The organism is Beijerinckia sp. 28-YEA-48, from assembly GCF_900104955.1.
In the GTDB taxonomy this organism is placed as follows: domain Bacteria; phylum Pseudomonadota; class Alphaproteobacteria; order Rhizobiales; family Beijerinckiaceae; genus Terripilifer.
Map to the genome: position 1 here is coordinate 5789489 of NZ_FNSI01000001.1, position 25909 is coordinate 5815397.

At 61.8% G+C, this 25909-nt stretch carries 22 protein-coding genes; 9 read left to right on the forward strand and 13 right to left on the reverse strand.

All coding sequences use genetic code 11. The annotated features are described in order from the left end of the window. Positions 1-157: 157 nt before the first annotated feature. The 5 genes from tolB to BLW50_RS27210 all read right to left on the reverse strand — a co-directional run bounded on the left by tolB (position 158) and on the right by BLW50_RS27210 (position 5167). Positions 158-1486 (reverse strand): Tol-Pal system beta propeller repeat protein TolB, encoded by a 1329-nt coding sequence (tolB, locus tag BLW50_RS27190; RefSeq protein WP_090708191.1) that lies wholly within the window; start codon positions 1484-1486, stop codon positions 158-160. 114 nt (positions 1487-1600) lie between these two features. Then, positions 1601-2770, reverse strand: coding sequence for a hypothetical protein (locus BLW50_RS31290; protein WP_090709813.1), 1170 nt, complete (start codon positions 2768-2770; stop codon positions 1601-1603). 47 nt (positions 2771-2817) lie between these two features. Beyond that, complete coding sequence (locus BLW50_RS27200) at positions 2818-3267, reverse strand: ExbD/TolR family protein (RefSeq protein ID WP_090708192.1); 450 nt, start codon at positions 3265-3267, stop codon at positions 2818-2820. 9 nt (positions 3268-3276) lie between these two features. After that, positions 3277-4011: a protein TolQ gene (gene tolQ, locus BLW50_RS27205; RefSeq protein ID WP_090708193.1), complete on the reverse strand. Its 735-nt coding sequence runs from the start codon at positions 4009-4011 to the stop codon at positions 3277-3279. A 232-nt stretch (positions 4012-4243) separates the two neighbouring features. After that, positions 4244-5167, reverse strand: coding sequence for an alpha/beta fold hydrolase (locus tag BLW50_RS27210; protein ID WP_139267764.1), 924 nt, complete (start codon positions 5165-5167; stop codon positions 4244-4246). A gap of 214 nt (positions 5168-5381) precedes the next feature. Here BLW50_RS27210 and BLW50_RS27215 point away from each other — a divergent pair, with 214 nt between their 5' ends. Beyond that, positions 5382-7706 carry a xanthine dehydrogenase family protein molybdopterin-binding subunit gene (locus tag BLW50_RS27215; protein ID WP_139267765.1) on the forward strand — a complete coding sequence of 775 codons (2325 nt, stop codon included), beginning with the start codon at positions 5382-5384 and terminating at the stop codon, positions 7704-7706. A gap of 92 nt (positions 7707-7798) precedes the next feature. Further along, positions 7799-8785, forward strand: coding sequence for an ABC transporter substrate-binding protein (locus BLW50_RS27220; protein ID WP_090708196.1), 987 nt, complete (start codon positions 7799-7801; stop codon positions 8783-8785). Between the two features lie 72 nt (positions 8786-8857). Here BLW50_RS27220 and BLW50_RS27225 read toward each other — a convergent pair whose 3' ends face one another. The 3 genes from BLW50_RS27225 to BLW50_RS27235 all read right to left on the reverse strand — a co-directional run bounded on the left by BLW50_RS27225 (position 8858) and on the right by BLW50_RS27235 (position 12009). Continuing rightward, positions 8858-9871, reverse strand: coding sequence for a DODA-type extradiol aromatic ring-opening family dioxygenase (locus BLW50_RS27225; RefSeq protein WP_090708198.1), 1014 nt, complete (start codon positions 9869-9871; stop codon positions 8858-8860). A 27-nt stretch (positions 9872-9898) separates the two neighbouring features. After that, positions 9899-11176, reverse strand: a complete 1278-nt coding sequence (locus BLW50_RS27230; protein WP_090708203.1) for an aromatic ring-hydroxylating dioxygenase subunit alpha — start codon at positions 11174-11176, stop codon at positions 9899-9901. 62 nt (positions 11177-11238) lie between these two features. Beyond that, positions 11239-12009 carry a FadR/GntR family transcriptional regulator gene (locus BLW50_RS27235; RefSeq protein ID WP_090708205.1) on the reverse strand — a complete coding sequence of 257 codons (771 nt, stop codon included), beginning with the start codon at positions 12007-12009 and terminating at the stop codon, positions 11239-11241. 476 nt (positions 12010-12485) lie between these two features. Here BLW50_RS27235 and BLW50_RS27240 point away from each other — a divergent pair, with 476 nt between their 5' ends. From BLW50_RS27240 to BLW50_RS27255, 4 genes are read left to right on the forward strand one after another with little or no spacing between them, the layout of a single operon-like run. After that, on the forward strand, positions 12486-13403 hold the full coding sequence (locus tag BLW50_RS27240; protein WP_090708207.1) for an ABC transporter permease: 918 nt from the start codon (positions 12486-12488) through the stop codon (positions 13401-13403). A 24-nt stretch (positions 13404-13427) separates the two neighbouring features. After that, entirely contained in the window at positions 13428-14363 is a 936-nt protein-coding gene (locus BLW50_RS27245) for an ABC transporter permease (RefSeq protein ID WP_170850371.1), read from the forward strand. A 7-nt stretch (positions 14364-14370) separates the two neighbouring features. Continuing rightward, positions 14371-15411: an ABC transporter ATP-binding protein gene (locus tag BLW50_RS27250; RefSeq protein ID WP_090708209.1), complete on the forward strand. Its 1041-nt coding sequence runs from the start codon at positions 14371-14373 to the stop codon at positions 15409-15411. Beyond that, positions 15408-16424 (forward strand): ABC transporter ATP-binding protein, encoded by a 1017-nt coding sequence (locus BLW50_RS27255; protein ID WP_170850372.1) that lies wholly within the window; start codon positions 15408-15410, stop codon positions 16422-16424. Before BLW50_RS27250 ends, BLW50_RS27255 begins: the two co-directional genes overlap by 4 nt. Positions 16425-16455: 31 nt before the next feature. On the opposite strand, the gene BLW50_RS27260 is transcribed toward BLW50_RS27255, so the two are convergent. The 3 genes from BLW50_RS27260 to BLW50_RS27270 form a co-directional block, all read right to left on the reverse strand. Beyond that, positions 16456-18099, reverse strand: a complete 1644-nt coding sequence (locus tag BLW50_RS27260) for an alkaline phosphatase family protein (protein ID WP_090708214.1) — start codon at positions 18097-18099, stop codon at positions 16456-16458. Positions 18100-18157: 58 nt separating this feature from the next. Next, the gene (locus BLW50_RS27265; protein ID WP_090708220.1) at positions 18158-18589 is read right to left on the reverse strand and encodes a thioredoxin domain-containing protein; all 432 of its coding nucleotides are present in this window, start codon (positions 18587-18589) and stop codon (positions 18158-18160) included. Positions 18590-18672: 83 nt separating this feature from the next. Next, positions 18673-19464: an NAD kinase gene (locus BLW50_RS27270; RefSeq protein ID WP_090708231.1), complete on the reverse strand. Its 792-nt coding sequence runs from the start codon at positions 19462-19464 to the stop codon at positions 18673-18675. Between the two features lie 226 nt (positions 19465-19690). On the opposite strand from BLW50_RS27270, the gene BLW50_RS27275 reads away from it, so the two are divergent. The 3 genes from BLW50_RS27275 to BLW50_RS27285 all read left to right on the forward strand — a co-directional run bounded on the left by BLW50_RS27275 (position 19691) and on the right by BLW50_RS27285 (position 23685). Beyond that, the gene (locus tag BLW50_RS27275) at positions 19691-22060 is read left to right on the forward strand and encodes a xanthine dehydrogenase family protein molybdopterin-binding subunit (protein WP_090708232.1); all 2370 of its coding nucleotides are present in this window, start codon (positions 19691-19693) and stop codon (positions 22058-22060) included. A 100-nt stretch (positions 22061-22160) separates the two neighbouring features. Continuing rightward, positions 22161-22883, forward strand: a complete 723-nt coding sequence (locus tag BLW50_RS27280) for a TerC family protein (RefSeq protein WP_090708233.1) — start codon at positions 22161-22163, stop codon at positions 22881-22883. A gap of 28 nt (positions 22884-22911) precedes the next feature. Beyond that, positions 22912-23685, forward strand: a complete 774-nt coding sequence (locus BLW50_RS27285; protein ID WP_170850373.1) for a glutathione S-transferase family protein — start codon at positions 22912-22914, stop codon at positions 23683-23685. A gap of 5 nt (positions 23686-23690) precedes the next feature. Here the strand turns inward: BLW50_RS27285 and BLW50_RS27290 are convergent, their stop codons facing one another. Continuing rightward, positions 23691-24740, reverse strand: coding sequence for a Bug family tripartite tricarboxylate transporter substrate binding protein (locus BLW50_RS27290; RefSeq protein WP_139267766.1), 1050 nt, complete (start codon positions 24738-24740; stop codon positions 23691-23693). 111 nt (positions 24741-24851) lie between these two features. Beyond that, positions 24852-25904, reverse strand: coding sequence for an aminopeptidase P family N-terminal domain-containing protein (locus tag BLW50_RS27295; protein WP_139267767.1), 1053 nt, complete (start codon positions 25902-25904; stop codon positions 24852-24854). Positions 25905-25909: the final 5 nt, after the last annotated feature.

The following is a 25909-nucleotide window of genomic DNA, read 5'->3' on the forward strand; positions in this document are numbered from 1 at the left end:
GCGGCGGGCGCAAACCCGCATGGCTGTGCTGCAAGAGGAAGACGGCTGCTGTGAACTCTAGCGTTTCGCAGCTCGACGGAATCGTCGAACGCCATGAAGACGCGTCCAAGTAAGAGGATCTCAGCAAAATCACGTTTCTACCGAAACGCGATTTGCTCTAGCTCAGCAACGGGCCCCAGGACGGGTCGGAGGCGAAGCTCGGGGTCGGCACCGGGAATTCGCCACGGCCGGTGACATCGGCCATGTAAATCTTCGCGCCGGAGCCCGGGTCGCGGAAGAACATCAGGAACAGGCCGTTGGGCGCGAAGGTCGGGCCTTCGTTGTGATAGCCCTCGGTGATGATGCGTTCGCCCGAACCGTCGGGGCGCATCACGCCGATGCCGAAGGCGCCGCTGCGCTGGCGGGTGAAGGCGATGAGATCGCCCTTCGGCGACCATACCGGCGTCGAATAGCGCGCGCCCTGGCTGAAGGAGATGCGCCGGGCATTGCCGCCGCCGGCGCCCATCACATAGATCTGCTGGCCGCCGCCGCGATCGCTCTCGAAGGCGATCTGGCTGCCGTCCGGCGAATAGCAGGGCGAGGTGTCGATGCCGCTCGTGTCGGTGAGGCGCGTGGTGGCGCGCGAACGCAGGTCCATCGCATAGATATTGGTCGATGCGCCCGAGGTGAGCGACATGATGATCTTCTGCCCGTCGGGGGAGAAGCGCGGCGAGAAGGTCATGCCGGGGAAATTGCCGACCACTTCGCGTTGGCTGGTCTCGACATTGAGCAGCGTGACTTTCGGATCGCCATTGCCAAAGGACATGAAGGCGACGTCTTGCGACGAGGGCGAAAAACGCGGCGTCAGGGCGAGATCGTCGCCACGGGTCAGGTAGCGCACGTTGGCACCGTCCTGGTCCATGACAGCGAGGCGCTTGCGGCGGCGTTCCTTCGGGCCGGTTTCGTCGACGAAGACGATACGGGTGTCGAAGAAACCCTTCTCGCCGGTGATGCGCGAGAAGATGGCGTCTGAAATGATATGGGCGACGCGGCGGGAGTTGTTCGGGTCGGTGACGAATTGCTGGCCGGCCGCCTGCTGGCCGCTGGTGACGTCCCACAGCCGGAATTCGGTGCGCATGCGCCCGTCAGGACCGCGCCCGGTGCGGCCGGTGACGACATATTGCGCGTTGATGGTGCGCCAGGCGTCCCATTGCGGCGCTTGGTCGGGATTGGTGATCTTCTCGGTGAAGCTGCGCTGCTCGACCGGGGCGAGATAAACCGAGCGGCGGAAATTGTTGATCATCACCTGAGTCAACGCCGGCCCCTGCTGGGCGTCGCCAAGGAAGTCGGTGACGGCGATCGATACCGGGCGGAACTGGCCGCCGCGGATTTCGACTTCACGGGGTGCCTGGGCGAAGGCGCTGTGGCCTAGCGGCAGAGCCGAGAGCGCGGTGGTACCTGCGGCGAGGGCGGTAAAGCGCCGGCGGGAAAGGTGAAAATCATGCATCGAATGTCAATTCCGTTTCAGGCTTTGAGTTTCGGGCTTGGCGTTCAATCTTGGCGTTCAAGCTATCAATGACAATGTGGACTTATGGGATCGGTTGGAAGTCATCATGACGCTTCAGTCGGAAGGATCGAAACTGAGCGGCATTTCCTTCCACTGGTCGTAATAGGGCTCGAAGCGCGCCGGGATGCGCATCGGGTTGCAGCTGGGGTGGTTGACGGCGCGTAGAGCGCTATCGGCCAAAGAGCGCTTGGCGGGGTCGTTCGACGGATTAGCAAGGCGCGGGGCGGCTTCAAGCGCCCCTTCGCGGGAGAAGCGCACGGTGATCTTGGGGCGATAGCCGAGCGTTTCGGAATTCGGCGGCTTGCTGTCCCAGCACTGGTCATACTTATCCTTGAGGAAGCCAAGGAACTGGTCCCACATGGCTGGCGACATGCGCGCCGCATTGGCCGTCGGCGAGCCGAGCGAGGCGGTGCGGCTGACTTCGCGGCCGGTGGCGGCGCGCTGGCCGGGGTCGTCCTTTGACAGCAATTGCGAGATTTCGCCGGGATTGAGCCGGCGCTGCGGCGGCGCGTTTTCATCGCCCGAGCGCGGGCGCGCTGGCGGCTTCTTCGCGTCTTCGGCCTTCTGCTCGCTGAGCAGGCTGGCGATCTTATCCGGCTGCAGTTTCTGCTCCGGCTTCGGCTCGGTTTTGACTGGCTGCGGTTTGGGCGGCACGGGGCGTTTGGGCGGCTCAGGCGCCGGCGCTTCGGCCTTCTTCGGCGGCTCGATCTTGGGGCGCACCGGGGGCTTTGGCGGTTCGATCGCTTCCGCGTCCGGTGGCTTGGGCGGCTCCGGTTTGACTTCGGCCTTGGGTTCGGGCGGGCGCACGGGCGGTGTCGGCGGTTCAGGCTTGGCCTGTTCCGGCTGCGGCGGCGGGAGCGCTGCGGCGCGTTGGGGTGGCGCGGGCACCGGCGGCGTGTCGTCCTGGCCTGGATCGGGCAGGCGGCGGAGCGGCGGCGGTGGCGTCGGAATATCGATCTTGGCTTCCTGCTCGACGGGTTTGGGCGTCGGCTGGACGATGTCGTCAACCTTGTCGGCGCGCGGCGGTGCGGGTTTCACCTCTTTCGCCGTCTTCTCGCCCTTCATGATCTGACTGAGATCATTATCGGTGATCATTTCGACGGCGATGGCTTCCTGCGCGTCGGTATATTTCGGAGGGCCTGAGAACGAGACAAGCGCCGCCAGCAGCAGAGCGCCATGGACGCTGCCGGAGACGATGACCCCAGGTTCTCTGCGCGAAAGCACCAAACCCGTTCAGCTCCTGTCGGTGGCGGAAAAGGCCCGCGGCACGGCTACTTCTTCTCCTGTTCGGTCACCAAAGCGACTTTCTTGAAGCCGGCCGCCGTGATCAGCGACATGACCTCGGCGACGCGACCGTAGTTCACGGCGCGCGCGCCGCGCACATAGATACGTTCATCAAACCCGCCCTTCGCGGCAGCCTTGAGGCGCTCCGGCAGCTCTTCGATGGTGACGGGCTGATCCATCAGATAGATCGCGCCCTTTTCGTCGACAGCGACAGCCAGAGGCTTCTGATCGATGTTGAGTGCGGCGGCCTTGGTTTCCGGCAGATCGATGGGCACGCCGGTCGCCAGGAGAGGCGCTGCCACCATGAAGATAATGAGCAGCACGAGCATGACGTCGATGAACGGCGTCATATTGATTTCAGCCATGGCGCCGTAGCGCGGCACACCGCGCCGCCTGCGTCCACCTTTTCGACCTGCTGCTCCGACGGACATTCCCATGATCAGACCTCAGGCGACGCGTTCGCGTTCGCTAGCGACGTGGTGATCGATCTGACGCGACAGGATGGAGGAAAATTCGTCGGCGAAGCTTTCCATGCGGGCCTGGGCGCGGGCGACGCGGCCTTGCAGCATGTTGTAGAAAATGAGGGCAGGGATGGCGGCGAAAAGGCCGATCGCCGTGGCGAACAGGGCTTCGGCGATGCCAGGGGCGACAACGGCGAGCGAGGTGTTCTTGGAGGCGGCGATGGAGCGGAAGGCGGTCATGATGCCCCAAACCGTGCCGAAAAGGCCGACGAAGGGGCCGGCGGAGGCGACGGAGGCCAGGACCAGAAGCTGCGACTCGAGCTTTTCGACCTCACGGGCGATGGAGACGTCAAGCACCTTCTCGATGCGCGCCTGCAAGCCCATGAAGGCGGAGGAAGCATTGGTGAACGACCGTTTCCATTCGCGCATGGCCGCGACGAAGAGCGTCGACATGGCGGTGGTTGGGGTCGCGGACAGGGATTGATACAGTTCTTCCAGCGAATTGCCCGACCAGAACGAATCCTCGAACCGATCCATGGCTTTTTCTGTGCTGGCGAACAGCATGGTCTTGTTGATGATGATCGCCCAGCTCCATACCGAGGCGGCGAGCAGGCCGAGCATCACAACCTTGACTACAAAATGTGCGCCCCAGAACATTCCCCACAGCGTCACTTCGACCGGGACGCCGCTGGCGCCCGACGCCAAATCGGCAGGATTCATCTCGTTCGTCCTCAATCATTGCGGGGAAGTCCCCGCTTCTGCGCCGGGAATCCGACGAAACTAGGGCTCGCGGGGGCTGCCCGCAGGCTGTCGCATTAACCCTCTGAGTTAAGACCCAGTCAGGGTTAATACCTGGTTACATTCAGCGGGATGATGACGAAGCAGAATCGTCGCCGGCCATAATTTGAATGGTCAGCGACGTATTTCGCTATTTTTGGGGCTTGCGGCGGAATCAGCCAAAAAACTCGCGCAGCAGCTTATTGACCGTGTCGGGCACCTCGATCTCGGGCAGGTGTCCGATCCCCTCGAGCTTCTCCATCCGGCCGTTTTTCAAAAGCTTGATCAGGATGTCGGCATTGTCTTTGCCGGGGTTCACCTGGTCTTCCGTGCCCTGGATGAAGAGAACCGGCATTTGCGCCTTGGCGGCGACCTCCGCCGGGCTATAGCCGTTGGCAAGACTCAGTTTCGCTCCGTGCATGAAGCCCTGAGGACGTGTGGCGCGCACCACGCGTTGCACTTCGGCGATCAGCTCGGGCGAAGCATGGGGGCCGACGAGGGCCGAGACCCGGGCGCCGAAACCGTAGCCGCCGTTGGCGATCTGCCCTTCACGGGTGGCGATGATTTTGGCTTTCGTATCTTCAGCCATGTCGGTGGGACCAATACCCATTCCGGTCATCGCCAGTTTGAGGACGCGATCCGGGTAATGCACAGTGAAACATTGGGCGACGCGGGTGCCGAAGGAATTGCCGGCGATGTTGACCCGGTCGATCTTCAACGTCTCGAGAAAATCCCTCACCGCATCGGCGAAGTCTTGGCAGCTTGGCGTCTCTTTGGCGAAGCCGTCGGTGAGGAAATAGCCCGGCGCGTTCCAGGCGATGACGCGGTAGCGATCGGACAGGCCGGCGAGCTGGAAGCGCCAATGCATGGAATTGGCGCCGACCCCATGGAGCAAGAGCAGCACTGGCGCGTCGGCCGGGCCGGCTTCCATATAGCTGAAGCGGTCGCCTTGGTAATGGGCGCGAGAGGCCGCTAGGATTTCGGCAAATTGGATTTCGGGCAGAGCGGGAAGGGGCATTTCGGCGGGCTCGGTTTGCGCAAAGGCGGACAGGGTGGGAGCGGCGACAAGCGCGAGACAGGCAAGGCGGCCGATCAGCATGAACCCCCTTGGTGGGCTGGCGTGGGCGTCGCTGTTTGCCGACGCTAACATTCGTCATCTTCCGAGCAAAGCGCGCCTTAATCCCCTGACTTCTCTGGCTTTCAGATGTCCTTGCCGGGGTTGCAATTGACTTGGGCCGGGCAGCCGGGGAGATTGCGCCGGATAATCAGGCAGGAAGTCAGGCATATGGCCTGCGGCCCTGGAGGAGAGAAGCGTGAGCGATCGTTCGATGAGGAAGTGGGCGGGGCGCGTTGAAGATGGCCCGCTGCTGCGTGGTGAAGGCCAGTACACGGACGATATGCGTCCTGAACGGGTGGTTTTCGCGGCCTTCGTGCGTTCGCCGCACGCTCACGCCAAGATCAAGGGGGTCGACACCAGCGCCGCCAAGGCAGCGCGCGATGTGCTCGCCGTTTATACGGCAGCGGATTTCGAGGATCTGGGCCTCGGCAGTGTTACCGGTTCGATTCCGTTTCCGGGTAAGGGCGGCGCCATGCCAATCAGCCCGTTCCGTCCGGTTCTGGCCAAAGACAAAGTGATGCATGCCGGCGAACTCGTCGCCATGGTGGTCGCCAAGTCGGAAGCGGCGGCGTTCGACGCGGCTGATCTCGTCACGGTCGACTACGAGGCGCTGTCGGCGGTGGTCACGCTCGACCAAGCCAAGTCCGGCGCGACGCAATTGTTCCCGGAAGCGAAAGGCAATGTCGCTTTTGAGTGGGCGGCGCCGGCCGATCCCGATGGCGCCAAGAAGAAGGCGCTCGACGACATTTTCAAAACGGCCGCCCATGTGGTGAAGGTCGATGTCGCCAACCAGCGCATCTGCGCCGTCTCGATGGAGCCGCGTGCGGCGACCGGCACCTACGATGCCAAGTCCGGCCAATATACGATGTGGACGGGCACCCAGGGCGGGGCCGGCATCGCCTTCCAGGTCGCGATGACCATGAAGGTCGACGTGCCGAAAGTCCGCGTCCTGAGCAAGGATGTCGGCGGCGGCTTTGGCATGAAGGCCTCGACCTATGCCGAATATCCGGCACTGCTTGCGGCAGCGCGCAAACTCGGCAAGCCGGTGCATTGGACATCGACGCGGGCTGAATCCTTCCTCTCCGACAATCATGCGCGCGATCAGTTCTGGCATGTCGAACTGGCGTTGAGCCCGCGCGGCAAGTTCCTCGGCCTACGTCTCAAAGGCGCGATGAACACAGGCGCCTATCTGACAGGCGTCGCGGTTCTGGTGCCGACCCTGCACATCTCCGGCTGCTTGCCGAGCGTCTACGACATTCCGAATATCTCGGTGGAGTCGGCGGTCTATCTGACCAATACGGTTCCAACCGGCCCGTATCGCGGCGCCGGCCGGCCGGAAGCCAACTATCTTCTGGAGCGCGCCATTGAAGCGGCGGCGCGCGAACTCAATATCGACTCGGCCGAATTGCGCCGGCGCAATTTCATCAAGCCGGAGCGCCTGCCTTATCAATCCTCGGTCGGCTCCAAATATGACAGCGGTGATTTCCCCGCCGCTTTCGAGAAGGCCTTGGAGGCCGCCGACTACAAGGGTTTTGCGGCGCGCAAGAAAGAATCGAAAGTGCGTGGTAAGCTGCGCGGCGTTGGCATCGGCTGCTATCTGGAAATTTCCGGCGGTCACTATGAAGAGCCGGCGCGCATCACCTTCGAGAACGGCAAAGCCGTGCTCAGCATCGGGCCGGTGCCGCAGGGCCAGGGCCATGTGACCGTGTTCAGGGAGTTGGTCGCCGATCAGCTGGGTCTGGCGGACGACGACGTCACCGTGACCTTCGGCGATTCTCATCGCGATGTGCCGGGCTTCGGCGCGGTCGCCTCGCGTTCGGCCATGCTGGTTGGCAGCGCCGTGGCGCAGACCGCCGACAAAGTGCTGGTGAAGGCTCAGGCGGTGGCCAAGACCGTGCTGCAGGCTGGCGATACGGAAGTGCAGTATCGTCAGGGCGTGTTCGAGATCGCCAAGACCGGGCGGCGGGTGACCCTGTTCGAAGTGGCCGAACATGCCAAGGAGATGAAGCGCCAAGGCACGATCGATGAGAATCTCGATACCAACGAGATCGCGCATACGGGGCCGTCCTTCCCCAATGGTTGTCATGTGGCGGAAGTCGAGGTTGACCCTGATACCGGTGAGGTCGAGATCGTGCGTTATACGGCGGTCAGCGATTGCGGCGTCATGCTCAACCAGACGATCGTCGAAGGCCAGATCGAAGGCGGTGTGGTGCAAGGCATCGGCCAGGCGCTGGGCGAATATACCCGCTACGATCCCTCGAACGGCCAGCTGCTCGCGGGCTCCTTCATGGATTATATGATGCCGCGCGCCGACACGGTGCCGAACATCAAGGTGCTGCACAATCCGACCCGTTGCACCACCAATCAGGTGGGCGCCAAGGGCGTCGGCGAAGCCGGCACGACAGGCGCGACGCCGACCATCGTCAACGCCATCGAAAACGCCATTGGCGCCAAGAAGCCCTTGCCATTGGTGATGCCGATGACGCCGCAGGCGGTGTGGAAAGCGCTGCAAGAGGCTTAAGGTCTTAGGCTTGCGCCTTCTGCTTCGATCAAAAGATCAGCGCCCGCACGGCAACGTGCGGGCGTTCTGCGCTAAGGACCATCAGATACGTCATGAGCAAATTGAACCTGAGCTTTGCCTGCGGCCTCTATGACCGGATGCTGCCTCTCTATACGGGTGACGTGCGGCCGGAGGGGATCGATCTCAATTACATCGCCATCGACTCGCCGCGTGAAATTTTCGATCGCCTAGGGGCACGCAGCGAGTTTGATGTGGCGGAAATGTCCTGTTCGGAATTCGTCGCCCGCACGGTCGCCGGCAAATGCGACTATGTCGCCTTGCCGGTATTCGCCTCGCGCATGTTTCGCCATGGATTGGTGACGGTGAACAGCAAGGCTGGCATCGACAAGCCGAAGGATCTGGAAGGCAAGCGGATCGGTGTGCCGCTCTATACGATGACGGCGGCGCTCTACATCAAAGGTTTCCTGCAGCACGACTATGGCGTCGATCTGTCGAAGCTCAACTGGGTGCAGGGCGCGATCAATCTGACGGGTAGGCATGGCGCGCCCTCGATCATGCCGCTGGTCAAACCCGTGCCGATCGAGATCAACAGCAGCGGCCGCACGCTCGGCGATCTTCTTGAAGCCCATGAGATCGATGCGATCATCGGCACGAGTCTGCCCATGGCGTTGAAATCAGGTGCCGGCGTGCGGCGGCTGTTTCCTGACTTCAAAGAGGTCGAAAAAGATTATTATAGGCGCACGCGCATCTTTCCGGTCATGCATCTGATCGCACTGCGCCGCAGCACCTATGAACAATACCCTTTCGTGGCTTCGAGCCTTTACAAGGCTTTCTGCCAGGCCAAGAACCTGTCGCTCGCCAAGATGAAATCGCTGGCGGCGTTGCGCTACATGCTACCGTGGATGGCAGCCGATCTTGACGAGATCGATGAGGTGTTCGGCGGCGATCCCTGGCCTTATGGCGTCGCTGCCAATCGGGAAACCCTGGAGGCGCTCGTCACCTATATGCACGATCAATATCTGATCGGCGAACGGCCTGTGGTGGATGATCTGTTCGTGCCTGTGCCCGAAGGGCATTGATCTTTCGATATGCAAAGGGCGCCGGAATGAACCGGCGCCCTTCGGAATGGCAGTCCCTAATAGTCTAACGCCTCAGTGGATGTCCCACCAGAAGAAGCCCTGCGCCGTGCCGGTGCCGGCGGCAGAGCGATAGCAGGGGACATAGTCGATCTTGTGCATCGAGACCTTCTCGTCTTCGAGGAAGCCGGCGAGCGTGATCCACGATTTCAGTTCCGACGTGCCGGCCTGAAGCGTCTTGAGCGGGATCGAGGTCAGCCACTCTTTGTCGCGTTCCTGCAAAGCCTTGATGAAACGCTGGTCGAACTCTTCGTCGATGGTGAAGTGGGTCATGCCGCCGGAGGCGAACACGCCGATCTTCTTGTCGGTCTTGTAGCTGTCCACCGCCTTCTTCACCATTCTGCCGAATTCATAGGCGCGCTTGGCGGAGGGCTGGTTCGGCGGAAAGAAAGTGTTCTGGTAGATTGGCAGGTTCGGCACCACGTTGTCGCGCATCACCTGGCGATAGATATGACCGAAGGCGTGGCTCACCGGCGACGTGCCTTTGCTGCCCTTCGGCAAGGACTTCGAGGCGGTGATGTCGAATTCATGCTCGCTCAAGGTGCGGATGATGTGCTCGCCGAGGTCGGGCATGCCATCATATTCGACATAGGTCGGCGTGGTGTGGCCGGGTGAGCTTTCCTTGATGCCCGGCGGCATGCGGTTCAGATGCTCTTCCGTATGCGGGAAGTTAGCGATCTTGGCGCCGTAGTAGATCATGAAGGGCGGGTTCAGCTCGTCGCCATAAATCTCGTGCTGATCGTTGCCGAAAATGATGGCGACGTCGCAGCCTTTTTCTTCCCACTTATCGGCGAGCTTTTCCATAGCGACATGGCAGCGCTCATGCGCCTTCTTCATGTTGTCCATGGTGGACTTCTCGTCCAGCTTCTCGTCCTTGCGCAGGTCGACAAGCTGGTCGAAGGAATAGACGCCGTCGCGATAGGGATGCGAGTTCTTTTTATCGGCCGGCAGGCGCAGCACCCATTGCTCGGCGGTCGTGTGCAATTGCGGGCCGTGGGTGGTGGCCATCGCAAGTTTAATCTTCGCCATGTGTTCTCTCCCTCCAGTGGTTGCCGGTCAGCCCTTGAAGGGCTGACCGTTTTCGTCGAGGCCGACCGCTGCGCGGAAGGCGTTCATGACTTCCGGCGGCTGGCCATAGTGCCAGAGGAATGATTTCAGCCGGCGCTTCAGGTAGCCGTTGGACGCCCATTCGGCACGCGGCACGATGTGCTTGAACAGTTCCGGTTCGGCGATCGGCAGCGGTACGCTTTTGGCCTTTTCCGGATCGCGGATCGTGCCCTTGGCGTCATTGCCGGCGGCCACCGAATCGAGTTCTTCAAAGAAGCGATTGCGGATCATGGCGATGCCACGGTCGCTGGCGCCGAGGTTTTCCTTGGTGCGATCCGACAGCACACCCTGGCCGACCCAGGCGATGATGTCCTGGTTGATGATGTGGCTGGAAATCCAGCGGCCATCTTCCTGCTTGATCGGACCATGCCAGGCATGAATCTCCGGCAGCGGCCGGTTCAGGCTTTCAAGCGGCAGCTTGGTGTAGAACCAGGAGAGCGAGAGCGTGTTCTCGTCGTCCACTGGCACGCGCCATTCGAAGTGGCTGCCCAGATAGAAGCCATTCGGCCATAATGCGACGCGGCCGGTCTGCCACATCGGATGGTCCTCGCCCTGGCCGACGCGCTGACGGCGATAGGTGAAGCCGTAGTCGAATTCGTCGAACGCCACTTTCAGATGTTTGGGCGCATAGGGGCCGGTTTCACCGCGCTGACGCAGGCTCCAGTTGTCGTGCATCCATTCGAAATGCACGGGATCGCAGGAGTTTTCCTGGCACTGGAACCAGTTGCACGGAATGTCGGCGGTGACGATTTCGATAAAGCCCTGGTTCCAGGTGAAGGGTTCCCAGATGGGCAGTTCGGGCACCGGCGCCGGACCCATATAGGCGAAGAGCAGGCCGGCCACTTCGCGCACCGGATACGCTTTGATCTTGCAGCGTTCCTTCATGCGGTTGTTGGGATTGGCGGTGTCGTCGTAGGGCTGTTCCAGCACCTGGCCGGTCTCGCTCATCAGCCAGCCGTGATAATTGCAGCGGATGCCCTGCTCTTCGACATAGCCATAGGAAAGGTCGGCGTGCCGGTGCGGACAGTGGCGATCAACCAGGCCGTAGGTGCCCGACTTGTCTTTATAGAGCGTCAGGTCTTCGCCCAGCAGGCGGATCGCCTTGACCGGCTCTTTGTCGAGGCTGGCCGCCGGCGCAAACGGATGCCAATAGCGGCGCAGGTAATCCCCCATCTGGGTACCAGGGCCGACCTGGGAAATTTGTTTGTTTTTCGCTTCACTAAGCATGGGGCGTTCTCCACAAGTTATTTAGTGTTTTGCAGGCTTAGGCAGGGATCAACCGATCGCTGTCATGGCGACGGTTCGCTTGTTTTGCGCGCTCGGGCAAGAAGGGCTTCGATGACCTGCCGGAAATGTTCGCGAATGCCGGCGGCCGCGCTGACTGCATCGCGGGCGCGAACAGCGGCCAGCGTCTTTTTGTGCCGCTCCAGAACATTCTGCGCTCGGGCTGGCGTATTGCTGCGCAGGATCGCCTTCGACGAGACGTGTCGCAGCGCATGGAATTGCGCCAGCAGGGCGCGATTGTGCGAAGCCTTGATCAACTCCAGATGAAAGTTCAGGCTTTGACGCGCGAAGCCTTCCTGATCGCCAACGGCTGCGGCGCAGCGTTCGATCTGGGCGTCGAGCGCGGCCAGATCTTCGGCGCTGGCATTCTCGGCGGCGAGTTCGGCGGCGCGCATCTCGGCGCCCATCTGTGCGTCGAACACTTCTTTCTCCGTGATGCCGGCCAGCATCAACTGCACGGCGAGGGCATCGGCGAATCGTTCCGGATTGGGCTCGGAGACGCGGACGCCACCGGATTTGCCGACTTTGACGTAGACAATGCCGTTGGCTTCGAGGATGCGCAGCGCATCGCGCAAGGTGATGCGGCTGACGCCGAATTCCTGGCTGAGGCTGCTCTCGGTGCCCAGAAAGTCGCCGGGCTTCAACAAGCCGTCGAACAATCGCTGCCTGATTTGACTGACGATTTCCGCCGATGCGGTGGAGGCGCGCACCTGCAGCCAGCTCCCCGAGCCGTAGCTTGGCCGATCATCCGACTGAATAGGAAAAGGTACGGTCATGGTTCTACGGGCCTCCTAGTCAGCGTGTCTGCTGGTGCCGGAGTGTACTGTCGAGTGTGACTTCACCTCAACGGACCTCCCTTGCCTGGCCTTGCAAACTAGGCTAACTAGATAATCATTAGCTCATAACCTAGCCCATTCGGAACAAGCGGGCAAGGTGGACGTGCAAGCTGACTGGTGACGGTGCCTCGGGGAAGGTCACGCCACCGGCGTTTGGGTTTGCTGTCGAGGGAGGGACGAGATGGCGCATCATCATGTGGGGAAGGGACGGTCATCGTCTCAAACCGATCTTTGCTGGCTCATCGTTGTGGGCGATGCGTTGCTGCCACGCGCTGATGCCGTGACGGCAGTCTGCAATTGCTCTAATTTGAGTTCAAGCCTCTCAAAATAAATTCAAGAAACAAAAGCGGCGCTCTCGTCTGGGACGCCTGCACCGAAGGAAACGACCGCATGATAAGGGACAGGAGCGGCCGCCCATGCTCAGATTTTTAGTAAAGCGACTGATCATCGCGCTTTGCGTGGCGATCACAGTGTCGATCATCGGCTTCAGTCTTCTGCGCCTTTCCGGGGATCTCGCCTCGGTGCTGGCTGGCGAAAACGCTTCGCCGGAGGACATCGCCCGGATCGCCATCAATTATGGCCTCGATCGGCCCTTCTACATTCAATATCTCGACTGGGTGACGAGCGCGCTGCATGGCGATCTCGGTCGTTCGCTTTTCACGAGCGAACCGGTGTCCGAGCTGATCATGGACCGTATCGGCGTCACTGGCGGACTCGCCATTTCGGCGCTGCTTCTGGCGCTGGTGGTCGCTGTTCCGCTCGGTGTTCTGGCGGCGGTGAAGGCCAATACCTGGTGGGACCGCGCGGCTCTGATCTTTTCCGTGGCCGGACAGGCGACGCCCAATTTCTGGTTGGCGCTGATCTTCATCCTCGTCTTCGCCGTCCAGTTGCGCTGGGTGCCGGTGTCGGGATCCGGGTCGATCGCGCACTTTATCTTGCCCGTGGTGACGCTGGCTGTTTCCATCATGCCCTCGACCATGCGCCTGACGCGTGCCGGCATGATGGAAGTTCTGTCGTCGGACTATGTGCGCACCGCGCGTGCCAAGGGACTGTCGCCATTCAAGGTGCTGTTCAAACACGCGCTGCGTAACGCGATTCTGCCGGTGGTTTCGTTGGCGGCGGTGCAGCTGGGCTTCCTGCTCGGCGGATCGGTCATCGTCGAATCGATCTTTGCATTGAACGGGATTGGCTATCTGGCCTTCCAATCGATCGTGCGGGTCGATTTCCCGGTCGTGCAGTCGATCCTCGTCTTCCTGTCATGCGCCTATATCGTGCTGACCCTTCTGTCCGACCTCATCAACGCGAAGCTCGATCCGCGCGTACAATTGAGATAGTCGCAACTGAGATAGGCAATAAAGATGTCTACAATCGTGACCAGCACAGCAGTGGGCGGCGTCGCTCCGGCAGGCCGGAGCGACGAGTTCGATACGCTCGCTCCGTCGCCGAAAGCCCTGATGCGCAAACGCGCCAAAGGCCATATCGGCTTCATCATCGGTATGACGATCATCACCGTGATCGTCTTGGCGGCGATATTCGCACCGCTGATCGCGCCTTATGATCCCTATGCGCAGGATCTGGGCCGGCGTCTCATCGACCCGGTGTGGAGCGCCAAAGGATCCTGGGAGAATATTTTCGGGACCGATGCGCTTGGTCGCGATGTGTTGAGCCGCCTGATCTATGGCGCGCGTATCTCGCTCATGATCGGTTTCACCGCAGCGGTGATCGCCGGCATCATCGGCACGGCGCTCGGCATCCTTGGTGGCTATTTCGGCGGCAAGGTCGATGCCTTCGTCGTTTATCTGATCAATGTGAAACTGGCATTGCCGGTCATTCTGGTCGCCCTGTCGGTGTCGTCGATCTCCGGCGGCTCGATCATGGCGCTGATCATTCTGCTCGGCTTCCTTACATGGGATCGATATGCCGTGGTGACGCGCTCGATGACGCAACAGATGCGTGAGCGCGAGTTCATCATGTCGTCGAAGGCCGCGGGTGCCTCGCACAACCGCATTCTGTGGCGCGAAATTCTGCCCAATCTGATGAACCAGGTCATCATCATCGCCAGCCTCGATATGGCGCTGATCATTCTGGTCGAAGCGGCTTTGTCGTTCCTCGGTCTTGGCATTCGCCCGCCGACCCCGTCCTGGGGCCTGATGGTATCGGAAGGCCGGGCCGTGATGTTCTTCAAGCCTTATCTGATCATGGTTCCTGGCGCCGCCATCTTCCTCTTGGTGATCGCCATCAATATGGCCGGCGACGGCATCCGCGACATCACGTCGCCTGAAGGTCGGGGGTAAGCGGGAGATGAGCGGATTATCTTCTTCCAACGACGCACCGGTCCTCATCGTCGACGGCATGAATGTCGATATCGCCGTGCCGGCGGGTAAGCTGCATGCGGTGACGGATGTCAGCTTCTCGGTCAGGCCGAAGGAAACGCTTTGCCTGGTGGGCGAGTCTGGCTGTGGCAAGACCATCACGTCGCTGGCGCTGATGCGGCTGCTGCCGCGCTTCGCCACCCTGACGGCGCGCAATATCGCTTTCGAAGGCCACGATCTGGCGAAGATCAGCGAGCGCCAGATGGCGCGCCTGCGCGGCTATCGCATGGGCATGATCTTCCAGGATCCGATGACCTCGCTCAATCCGGTTTATACGATTGGCGATCAGCTTGAAGAGGTCTATCTGCGCCACCATAAAGGTGCGTCGCGGAAGATGGCGCGCGAGCGGGCCGAATATCTGCTCGGCCGCGTCGGCATCATCAATTCCGGGCAGCGCCTGGGGCAATATCCGCATCAGCTTTCCGGCGGCCTGCGCCAGCGCATGATGATCGCCATGATGCTGATGTGCGAACCGGCCTTGATCATCGCCGACGAGCCGACAACAGCGCTCGACGTGACGGTGCAGGTGCAGATCCTGCAATTGCTGCGGGGCCTGCAGGAAGAGTTCAACATGGCGATGATCCTCATCACCCACAATCTTGGCGTCGTCGCCCGCACGGCCGATCAGGTCGCGGTGATGTATGCCGGACGGGTGGTGGAGCAGGGCAGCGCCGAGCAGGTGTTCCACAACCCGGCTCATCCCTATACGCGCGGCCTTCTTGATTGCATGCCCAAGCGCGGCCAGGTGGCGGCGAACGGGCGTCTTGGCTCCATTCCAGGCATCGTGCCGTCGCTGGTCGGCAATCAGCGGGGCTGCAGCTTCCGCAACAGGTGCTCGTTGCAGATGCCGGCCTGTCACGAAGGACAGATTGATCTGCGCCCGGCGCAGGACGATCATCTTTATCGCTGTCTGCTCGATCCGAATGCGACGAGCAGCCCCCGTTCCGTGTCCCTTGGGAGTGCCGCATGAGCGCGCTGGCGATGAAGGAAAGCCCCCAGGCGGTGACGGCGACGGAGCCCTTGGCGTTCGAAACCCGCGATCTGAGCAAAGTGTTCCATATCGGTCGCAAGTGGCTTTCCGGCGGCCAGCCACTGCGCGCGGTCGATGGCGTGTCGCTGTCGCTGCGGCGCGGCGAGGTGTTGGCGATCGTCGGTGAATCGGGCTGCGGCAAGACGACTTTGAGCCGCATGATGCTCGGCCTGCAACCGCCGTCCTCGGGCGAGATTTTCGTCGGTGGCGAACCACTCACCAATGTCGATCGCAAGGTCTTCGCGCGCCGTGTCCAGCCGGTGTTCCAGGATCCCTATTCGTCGCTCAATCCGCGCAAGACCATCGGCGAAATCATCCGCGATCCGCTGTTGATCCATAACATCGGCACCGGCAAGGAGCAGGTCGCCGAGGTCGAAGCGATGATGGAGCGGGTGGGTCTGGCCCGCCGGTTGATCCATTCCTACCCGAGCCAGCTCTCGGGCGGCCAGCGCCAGCGCGTGGCGATCGCCCGCGCGCTCATCATCAAGCCGGAAATCATCATCTGCGACGAGCCGACATCGGCGCTCGACGTGTCGGTGCAGGCGCAGATTCTCAATCTGCTGCAATCCCTGCGCGAGCAGATGAATCTGACCTATCTGTTCATCAGCCACGATCTCTCCGTCGTCGAATATATGTCTGACTATGTGGCGGTGATGTACCTTGGCCGCATCGTCGAAGCCGGCCCGACAGCGCAAGTGATGAATGCACCGCGTCATCCCTATACGCGGGCGTTGATGAAATCGATCCTGACGCCGGAGCCGGGCCTCGGCCTGCCGGACATTCATCTGGGTCGTGGCTTCCCCGATCCGCTGAATCCGCCCACCGGCTGTCGTTTCCATCCGCGTTGCATCGATGCCATGGATAAATGTTCGTCGTTGGTGCCGCGCACGCAGGTCAATGGCGAAGAGATCATCGAGTGCCATCTGCATGATCCTGAGATGGCCAAGGCGTAAGGTCCAGATAGGCTGACGCGCTTTTCGCGCGTCAGTTCTTCCCGCGATAGGCGGACCAGAGTTCTTCTGGGATTTCGCTCTCGTCCCACACGCCGATGAGAATGCCCCGGCGCATGGACCGGCTGCGGGCGGCGTTGACGCGGCTCTCGGACACGGTGACGCGCTGCGAGATGCGCAAACCCCATTCATGCAGCGCCGCCATCAGGCGCTGGCGCTCGCTTTCATAAGCGGGATCAGCGCCGAGATCGTTCAACTCCTGCGGATCGTTCTCTCGGTCGAACAGCATCGGGCGGAAGCCTGGCGCGTGCATCAGCTTCCAGCGCGCGTCGGCGATCATGAACAGCGATGTGTCCTTGAAAGCCACGCCAAGCCGCTGGGCCGCCTGGGTCATCGAATAATCATATTCGCTGATGGTGAATTCGCGCCATGTTTCCGGCTGTGCACCGTGCAGGAATGGCAGCAGCGAGCGGCCTTCGAGCCGCTGGGCGTGATCCATAGCCTTGCCGCCGACGGCATCGATGAAGGTCGGCAGGAGGTCGATAGCCTCGACCAGGGCCGGACAGGCGGTGCCGCGCGTGGCTGCGGCTGTGGGGGAGGGATCGTAGATGATCAGCGGCACACGGACGCTTGGGTCGTGGAAGAGATCCTTTTCGCCCAGCCAGTGATCGCCGAGGTAATCGCCGTGGTCAGAGGTCAGGACAATCATGGTGTTGTCCATCAGGCCACGTTGCTCAAGAAAAGCAAAGAGCCGGCCCATCTGATCGTCGATCTGTTTGATGAGTCCCATATAGACCGGGATGATCTCCTCGCGCACGTCGTCGCGCGAAAAGGTCTGCGAGACGCGGTGCTGCATGAACTCGCGATAGACCGGCTGGGCGTTGTCCTTCTCGCTGTCGGCGCGCACCACGGGGATGATGTCATTCTTGCCGTACATGTCGTTATAGGGCGCCGGCGCGATATAGGGCCAATGTGGTTTGATGAATGACAGATGCAAGCACCAGGATGCGTCGCCGGCCTCGGTGATGAAGTCCATGGCGCGGCCGACCATATAGGGCGTTTCGGAATCGGGCTCCTCGACGCGCGCTGGCTTGCGAGCATGGCGCATCGCCCAACCAGACGCCAAGGTCCCATCGGGATTTTCGCCGGCATTGGCATAGTCATGCCAGGGATTGTCGCCGCCATAGCCCTTCTGGTTGAGATATTGATTGTAGCGCGACACGCGCTCGTCATAGGCGCCATCGGGGCCAACGGCCCAAAGGCCGTCATCGCGTTCATAAGGATCGAAGCCGCATTCGGCGGTGCGCACGCCGATGATCGATTGCGGATCGATGCCGAGGCGCTGCATGGTCTCCTTGTCGGGCGTCATATGGGTCTTGCCGATGAGGGCGGCCTGCAGGCCGAGTGGGCGCAGATAATCGCCCATGGTCATTTCGCCGACGCGCAGCGGAAAGCCGTTCCACGAGGCGCCGTGCGATTGCACGTAACGGCCCGTATAGGTCGACATGCGCGAGGGGCCGCAGACCGGCGATTGCACACAGCAATGGGTGAAACGCACGCCGCGCGCCGCCAGGGCATCGATATGGGGGGTGTGCAGCTTGGGGTGGCCGTAGCAGGATAGATAATCCCAGCGCAGCTGGTCGCACATGATGAAGAGGATATTCTTCGCTGCCGCCACGCCTGTCTCCCTCCGCGCTGTCGATGCGCTATCACTAGCAGCATCAAAACGGAAAGCGCTAGGGCGAGGTGCCCGCGGCGGCCGTGGGGGCGGGAGCGGGCGTTGCCGCCGGCGCCGGCTCCGAGGCTGGCGTCGTGGGGGCTGGAATATCGGTGGTGCGTTGGCTCAACAAGCCCCAGAAGAATTCGTCGCTGGCATAGCCTTCGATCCGTCCGGTCTCGCGGCCAGCAACCGAGATGACGAAAGTCGGCGTGAAAATGACCGCGCCGCTCAAGGTGACGCCATAAGATTTCTTGTCGCTGATCTGGACGCGCCGCAACGGCGCTTTGGCGCCGATGTCGGACTTTGGATAGATCGGCGCGATCTCACGGTTCCACTTGGCGCAGAATGGGCAGCCCGGCTGCTCGAACATGATCAGTTCGGCATCGGCCGCCAGTAGGGGCGCGGGCGCGAAAGCGAGCAACAGGGCTATGGCTAAAGTACGGATCATGACTGGTATATAAGGGGTGAAGTGCCCTTTGGCGAGCGCCCTCCCCAAGCGTTAGGCGATCGGCTTTTCACAATCGCTTGTGCTCAGGAACCGAACTGTTCGCGCAGAATGCGCTCGGCCAAGGAATGGCCGGGGTCGTGCAAAATGACGACGCCGGTGGCGTGATCCATGGCGATTTCGACCCGCGTCACGTTACGAATCTCGAAATGGTCGGCGACGGCGGCGACGGGGCGCTTGTCGGCTTCCAGAATTTCAACTGTCACCTCAGCCCGGTCGGGCAGCAGCGCGCCGCGCCAGCGCCGCGGCCGGAAGGCGGAGATCGGCGTCAGCGCCATCAGATTGGTGTCGAGCGGCAGGATTGGGCCGTTGGCGGACAGATTATAGGCGGTGGAGCCAGCGGGCGTGGCGACCAGCACGCCGTCGGCGACGAGCTCCGCCAGCCGTTCCTTGCCATCGACCGACAGGCGCAATTTCGCCGCCTGATAGGATTGGCGCAGCAACGACACTTCGTTGATGGCGCGCGCGGTCGCCGTTTCTCCCGTTGACGTCGTCGCCCGCATGACCAGCGGATGAATGGTGCTGGCATGGGCATTGGCCAGGCGCTCGCGCAGGTTTCCGTCTTGAAATTCGTTCATGAGAAAGCCGACGGAGCCGCGATTCATGCCGTAGATCGGCTTCGGCGAATCCATGAAACGGTGCAGGGTCTGCAGCATCATGCCGTCGCCGCCGAGCGCTACGATGACATCGGCGTTGCCGGGATCGCTGTTGCCATAGCGGGGCACCAGCGTCGTCAGAGCTGCGTCGGCTTCAGCGGTGCCGGCGGACAGAAAGGCGATGCGTTCGAATCGGCAGGCGGAGCCCTCGGCTGCATTCATAGCGTCGCACTCATGATGTTCCTCTGACGTTCCCAGCGGGAACCGGGGTGTTGCTGCACTCATACAAGCTACGGTTTCGCGGCGAAAGGGGCGCAAACGCGTGGTTTTAGGGGGCGGCCATGCGGTTTAGGGGGTTGCGGAATGGCCGATGGCGGGGTTTTATCGGCGCGCTTAAAGGGCCGTGATAGCCCGATTTCCCAGATTATGTTCGAGGATTGTGTCCCCCATGAACGTCCGTGTCGATGAAGAAGCTCTGGCGACGATGAAATTCGGCGTCGGCCAGGCGGTAAAGAGGGCTGAAGACCCCCGGTTGGTGCGCGGTGAGGGGCAATATACGGACGACATCAATCTCAAGGGCCAAGCCTATTGTGCCATGGTGCGCTCGAACGAGGCCCATGGCCTGATCAAAGGCATCGATATTTCCGCCGCCAAGGACATGCCGGGCGTGCTGGCGATCTACACCGGCGAAGACCTGATGAAGGCCGGCTACGCGCCGATGCCCTATCGCGTCAACATGCAGGGACGTCCGGGCACGGAAATGATCAAGCCGCAGCGCTATGCGCTGCCGACCGACAAGGTGCGCTTCGTCGGCGACCCGGTTGCCTGCGTCATCGCCGAGACGGCGGTGCAGGCGCAGGACGCGGCGGAGGCGATCGTCGTCGATATCGAGACATTGCCGGCGGTGATCGAAATGCGCGACGCGGTGAAGCCGGGCGCGCCGCAAATCTATGACGAAGCGCCGAGCAATGTCGCCTTCGACTATGCCTATGGTGATGCCGCCAAGGTGGCGGCGGCTTTCGCCAAAGCCGCTCACGTCACCAAGATGAGCCTGATCGACAGCCGCATCGTCATCAATGCGATGGAGCCGCGCGCCTGCGTCGCCGACTATGACAGCAAGAATGAGAAGTTCACCCTCTACGCCCCGACCCAGGGCGTGATGGGCTCGCGCGCTTCCGCCGCCGAAATGATGAAGGTGCCGCCGGAGAAAGTGCGCTTCATCGCCACCAATGTCGGCGGCTCGTTTGGCATGAAGGGCGCGATGTTTCCCGAATATGTCTGCGCCATGCACGGTGCGCGCGCTTTGGGCCGGCCGGTGAAATGGACCGACAAGCGCTCGGACAGTTTCCTCTCTGACCATCACGGCCGCGCTCAGGAGTTCGATCTCGAACTGGCGCTCGACAAGGATGGAGCATTCCTTGCTGTGCGCGCCACGGGCTTTGGCGATCTTGGCGGCTATATGACGATGATCGGGCCGCTGTTCTCGACCTTCAACATCGCCAAGCACCTGAACTCTTGCTACCGCACGCCGCTGATCGAGGTGAACACGCTCTGCGTCTTCACCAATACGGTGCCGGTCACCGCTTATCGTGGCGCCGGGCGGCCGGAAGGCAATTATTACATGGAGCGGCTGATCGATAATGCCGCCGCCGAAATGGGCATCGACCCGGTGAAATTGCGGCGCAAGAATCACATTCAGCCGAAGCAGATTCCCTATACGGCGCCAACCGGCTCGGTTTACGACAGCGGCGATTTCCCGGGCGTTCTCGATAAAGCCTTGGCGCTTTCGGACTGGAAGGGCTTTGCGGCGCGGCGCAAGGAGTCGGCCAAGCGCGGTAAGATCCGGGGCCGTGGCATCGGCCAGTTCCTTGAAGTGACGGCGCCGACGACGAGCGAACTCGCCGGCGTGCATTTCGAAAAGGACGGATCGGTGACTTTGCTCACGGGGTCGCACGACCACGGCCAGGGCCATATCACCACCTTCGCGCAAGTGCTGGCGCAGAATCTCGGCGTGCCTTTCGAGAAGATCAAGGTGATGCAGACCGATTCCGATCGGTTGAAAATGGGCAGTGGCACGGGCGGTTCGAAATCGCTGATGTGTTCGGGCACAGCGATCGTCGAAGCGAGCGCCAAGATCGTAGAGACCGGCAAGGCGCTGGCCTCGCATCTGCTCGAAGCGAGCGTCAGCGATATCGATTTCAAGGCCGGCCAGTTCTCGATTACGGGTACCGACCGTTCGATCTCGATCATGGATATGGCGCAGAAGCTGAATGAGGGCGTTAAACTGCCGGGCGATGCGCCGAAAACGTTGGATATCGACCATGTCGGCTCGTCGGGCCCGGCGACCTACCCGAACGGCTGTCACATTTGTGAAGTCGAGATCGATCCTGACACCGGCGTCGTGCAGATTGTCAAATACTCCATGGTCGGCGATTTCGGCGTGACGGTGAATCCGATGATCGTCGAAGGGCAGGTGCAGGGCGGTGTCGTGCAGGGCGCTGGGCAGTGCCTTGTCGAGCAGACAGTCTATACGGAGGAGGGCCAGCTCGTGACCGGCTCGTTCATGGACTATGCCATGCCGCGCGCCGATATCGCGCCGCTGTTTGTCTATGAGGACGCGTCGATCCCGGCGACGACCAATCCGCTCGGCGTGAAAGGCTGCGGCGAGGCCGGCTGCGCCGGGTCGCTGACCTCGATCATGAACGCGATCGTCGATGCGCTGCGCCAGGAATATGGCATCAGCCATATGGACATGCCGGCGACGCCCCATCGGGTGTGGCTGGCGATCCAGGACGCCAAGAAAGCCAAGGCGGCCTAAATTATCTAAACTATCTAAATCTGTGAATGCCGGTTGCGGAGATGCCATCGCAACCGGCATGATGCCGGCCATATCGCAGCGTCTGCCTGGAGGACTTTGAATGGCCGTGCTCTCCGACCCCGCCATGTGGGCGGCGCTCCTGACGCTGACCGCTCTGGAGATCGTGCTCGGCATCGATAATTTGATTTTTCTGTCGATCACGGCCGATCGGTTGCCGGTGCATCAACAGGCTTTCGCCCGACGTCTTGGCCTGTCGCTCGCTCTGATCATGCGGCTCGGGTTGCTCGCGTCCATCGCCTGGATCGCCGGACTGGTGGCGCCGGTGTTTGAAGTGTTCGGCAAAGCGTTTTCCTGGCGCGACCTGATCTTGATCGGCGGCGGTCTGTTCCTGCTCTACAAGGGCACGATCGAAATCCACGAGCAGATCGAGGGGAAACATGAGGATGCGTCCGCTGCGGCAGTGGTGCGCACGACTTTCACCAGCGCGATCCTGTCCATCGTCGTGCTCGACATCGTTTTCTCGCTCGACAGCGTCATCACCGCCGTTGGCATGGTCGATAATTTCTGGGTGATGGCAACAGCGATCGTCATCGCGGTCTTGGTGATGCTGGTGGCCAACGGGCCGGTCTCGGCCTTCATCAACAAACATCCGACCGTCAAAATGCTGGCCTTATCGTTCCTGATCCTGATCGGCATGGTGCTGGTGGCGGATGGGTTCGGCATGCATGTGCCGAAGGGCTTCGTCTATGCGGCGATCGGCTTCTCCATCCTGGTGGAGGCGCTCAATATGGCGGCGAGGCGGAAACCCAAAGGCAAAAGCTAGATATCGCCAGGCAGCAGGGAGGCCGCCTATGATCGAGCTATATCACTTTTGGAGTTCCGTCTGCTCGGTGCGGTGCCGGATGGCGCTTGAGGAGAAGGGCGTGGCGTGGACAAGTCGCTATGTCGACCTGTTCAACTTCGATCAGATGAAGCCGGAATATCTCGCCATCAATCCCGATGGCGTGGTGCCGACCTTGGTGCATGCCGGCCAGCCGGTGCACGAATCGACGATCATCAACGAATATATCGACGCGGCTTTTGATGGGCCGCAACTGGTGCCGAGCGATCCGCTTCTTGCGGCGCGCATGCGTGAATTCGTTCGCAAATGCGAGGACGGCTTTGGCGCCATCGTCAAACTGACGGCGGTCAAATATCTGTTGCCGAAGTTGCGCAATCGCTGGAGCGATGAAGAACTTGCCAGGCAGGTAGAGCGCCGACCCGTGAAGTTTTACCGGGATGTGCACGGCCGGGCGTTGCGTGGCGAGATCGACGAAGCGGAGCTGGCCGAAGAGCGGAAGACGATCGAGGGTATTCTCGATGCCTTGGAGGCGCGGCTAGATCCCGGTCCCTGGGTCATCGGCGATCACTTCACGCTCGCGGATATCACCGTGGCGCCTTACATGTATCGCCTGTGGGCGATGGGGGCCGATCAATTCTGGTCGGCTTCGCGCCGGCCCCGCATTCATGGCTGGTACAAGCGGATCGAAGAGCGGCCGGCGTTCAAGATCGCGGTGTCTTGGCCCGACGAGACCGGCGGCGGCTATGAGGAAGTCGGCCTCGGCGACAAGCTGGCGCGCAGCTAATCTGTTTATTTGCGACCGCCGAGATCGCGATAGCGGGTGATGAGGTCGGGCGTGATGCTCGCGGCCAGCGCCTTCATATCGGCTTCGAGAATTTCGCCCGATAGCGCTTCGCCTGGGGAGAGATCGGCGCGGGCCATGTCGCCGAGGAATTCCCGGTCGTCGGACATGGCCATGAAGGCTTCGCGTAGATTCGTGACTTGCTCTGTGGGGATGCCAGGCGGGCCCACCAGCATCAGGCCGAAACTGTCGAGCGCGATCGTCAACGCCAGCAGATCCTGGTGTGATTGCGGAACCACGTCCTGCAGCAGCGGCAGGCCGGCGATGATCGGACGGGTTTGCAGCAGGGGAATGATGACGCCCTTGCGCTGTAGATCGGCGCGGCGCGTCACCGAATCTTCAGTGAGGAAAAATCCAGCAGCCTCGCCTGATTCCACCGCGATCAACATGCGCGCCGTCGAGCCATAGCCCAAGACGGGTTCCACCGGCACGCCGATCTGTGCCAGAAGCCGTGGCACCATGGCGGTGGAGGTGCCGGCGGCGATGGCGGCCAGCGGCAGCGGCTTGGGACTGCGCTTCAGATCTTCAAAGGTCTTGATGCCGCTGTCGGTGCGCACGAACAGGAAGGCCGGGGCGACGCCGCTCGAACCGATGAAGGTGAGGCGGGCAGGGTCGAATGTGACGCCCGGGCTTTTGACGATGCCCTCGACGAACCAGCTTCGTCCCGGCAAAGCCAGGGTCAGTCCGTCCGGCGGCACCCGCTTGTCGAGGTAATTGGCGGCGATGATGCCACCGGCCCCTTCCATGCTCTGGATGATAATTTCCGGCCAGCCTGGGACGAATCGCCAGAGATGGCGCTGGATGATGCGTGCTGTGGCATCGACGCCGCCGCCGGCTCCAAAGCCGGAAATGAGCGTGATGGTCTTGCCCTTGTAGAACGGGTCGGTGTGCGCAACCGACGTCGTTCCCAGCATTATCAGGGACATAAGAATATAGGGCCATGCCCGTCGTGGCGCGCGCCAGGATGGCGAAAGAATGCCTGGCCAAAACCTCCGCATGCGTTTCTCTCGTGACGCCGTCGGCCTATCCGGCCGGTCTTATGGCACCATGATAACGCCAAGCCAACGTTTGAGGCCAGAGGCAGCGCCATAAGGTTGTGCGCGAGCGTTTTAACCGACGAGACGGGCGCCGAGCCAGCGGTGGCCAGCAAGCGACAGTTCGACATTGAGGACGAACGGGGCCTGCCGCTGCCAGCCCTCTTGCCGGCTCTCTTGGGCGCCAAACGAGCTAGCGACGCCGGTTAGCGGGCTGCTACCGGCGGTCTGTTCGGCGAGCCAGCTTTCCACGTGCAGGTCCGGCCCGGCGAAATGGCTGGCGATGGCCTGGGAAAGCGGGCCTTCCGCCGGGGCGCGGAATGTCGCCAGCAGATCGTCGGCGGCGGCGAAGCGCGGCGCGAGCCCGGCATCTTGGGTGAAGGAGCGGGCGCGGCGCACCCAGGTGGCTTTGTAGGCGAGCGAGGAGCGCACGGCGAAGCTCTGTCCCAAGGGGCCCACCGTATCGGTGCGCTGGAAGCGGCCCGATACCCGCAGGTCGGGCGCGATGGTGGCGAAACATTCTTCGGCGCCGCCGAGGCGCGCGTGTTCGTCGCAAGGCGCGAGCGCCTGCTGCGCTGTCGTGGCTTTCGCGTCGATCGCCGCCAGCCCGGCCTTGGCGAGGTGATCGGCATGGGCAAGGAGACCGCGCTCAGCGGCATCGACATGGGCGCGGGCCGAGGCGAAGGCGCCTGTGCCGTCGACGAGCTCGACGCCCTTGATCGTCTCGAGGAACGTCTTGGCGTGGCCGGCGGGAAAATCGTCGAGCTCGAGAATGGCGATGCGCTTGCCACCGCTTACAGCAATGCGCTGCGCGATCAGCAGCGCCGGCTTCGGCGTCGTCTGCACTTCGCCGATGGGCATGACCGAGCTGATCCATTCGGCGACGCGCTTCGACAGTGCAGTGGCGAACAGTGGCGTGCCGCTGGCTGGCACATAGAACAGGCCTTCGTTCCAATAGGGCTGAAAGCCGCTGAGCCAGGCGACGGCGGCGCCCTTGGCGATATTGGTATAGGCGACGAAGCCGTCGCAGCTGATCGCCTGCACGGCCTGCCGTAGCAGCGCCACGCGTGTTTCGAGCGCCGCGCGCGGCAGCTCCTGTTCATCCCATGCCATTAGGCCGCGACGCATATTGT

Excerpts from the sequence above, each read along its gene's own strand:
- BLW50_RS27250 (WP_090708209.1), top strand. The coding sequence starts at position 14,371 with ATGAGCGGATTATCTTCTTCCAACGACGCACCGGTCCTCATCGTCGAC.
- BLW50_RS27220 (WP_090708196.1), top strand. The coding sequence starts at position 7,799 with ATGAGCAAATTGAACCTGAGCTTTGCCTGCGGCCTCTATGACCGGATG.
- BLW50_RS27270 (WP_090708231.1), bottom strand. The coding sequence starts at position 19,464 with ATGAATGCAGCCGAGGGCTCCGCCTGCCGATTCGAACGCATCGCCTTT.
- tolQ (WP_090708193.1), bottom strand. The coding sequence starts at position 4,011 with ATGAATCCTGCCGATTTGGCGTCGGGCGCCAGCGGCGTCCCGGTCGAA.
- BLW50_RS27210 (WP_139267764.1), bottom strand. The coding sequence starts at position 5,167 with ATGCTGATCGGCCGCCTTGCCTGTCTCGCGCTTGTCGCCGCTCCCACC.
- BLW50_RS27285 (WP_170850373.1), top strand. The coding sequence starts at position 22,912 with ATGATCGAGCTATATCACTTTTGGAGTTCCGTCTGCTCGGTGCGGTGC.
- BLW50_RS27230 (WP_090708203.1), bottom strand. The coding sequence starts at position 11,176 with ATGCTTAGTGAAGCGAAAAACAAACAAATTTCCCAGGTCGGCCCTGGT.
- BLW50_RS27255 (WP_170850372.1), top strand. The coding sequence starts at position 15,408 with ATGAGCGCGCTGGCGATGAAGGAAAGCCCCCAGGCGGTGACGGCGACG.
- tolB (WP_090708191.1), bottom strand. The coding sequence starts at position 1,486 with ATGCATGATTTTCACCTTTCCCGCCGGCGCTTTACCGCCCTCGCCGCA.
- BLW50_RS27245 (WP_170850371.1), top strand. The coding sequence starts at position 13,428 with ATGTCTACAATCGTGACCAGCACAGCAGTGGGCGGCGTCGCTCCGGCA.
- BLW50_RS27275 (WP_090708232.1), top strand. The coding sequence starts at position 19,691 with ATGAACGTCCGTGTCGATGAAGAAGCTCTGGCGACGATGAAATTCGGC.
- BLW50_RS27265 (WP_090708220.1), bottom strand. The coding sequence starts at position 18,589 with ATGATCCGTACTTTAGCCATAGCCCTGTTGCTCGCTTTCGCGCCCGCG.
- BLW50_RS27200 (WP_090708192.1), bottom strand. The coding sequence starts at position 3,267 with ATGGGAATGTCCGTCGGAGCAGCAGGTCGAAAAGGTGGACGCAGGCGG.
- BLW50_RS27280 (WP_090708233.1), top strand. The coding sequence starts at position 22,161 with ATGGCCGTGCTCTCCGACCCCGCCATGTGGGCGGCGCTCCTGACGCTG.
- BLW50_RS27225 (WP_090708198.1), bottom strand. The coding sequence starts at position 9,871 with ATGGCGAAGATTAAACTTGCGATGGCCACCACCCACGGCCCGCAATTG.
- BLW50_RS27290 (WP_139267766.1), bottom strand. The coding sequence starts at position 24,740 with ATGCGGAGGTTTTGGCCAGGCATTCTTTCGCCATCCTGGCGCGCGCCA.
- BLW50_RS27295 (WP_139267767.1), bottom strand. The coding sequence starts at position 25,904 with ATGCGTCGCGGCCTAATGGCATGGGATGAACAGGAGCTGCCGCGCGCG.
- BLW50_RS27240 (WP_090708207.1), top strand. The coding sequence starts at position 12,486 with ATGCTCAGATTTTTAGTAAAGCGACTGATCATCGCGCTTTGCGTGGCG.
- BLW50_RS27235 (WP_090708205.1), bottom strand. The coding sequence starts at position 12,009 with ATGACCGTACCTTTTCCTATTCAGTCGGATGATCGGCCAAGCTACGGC.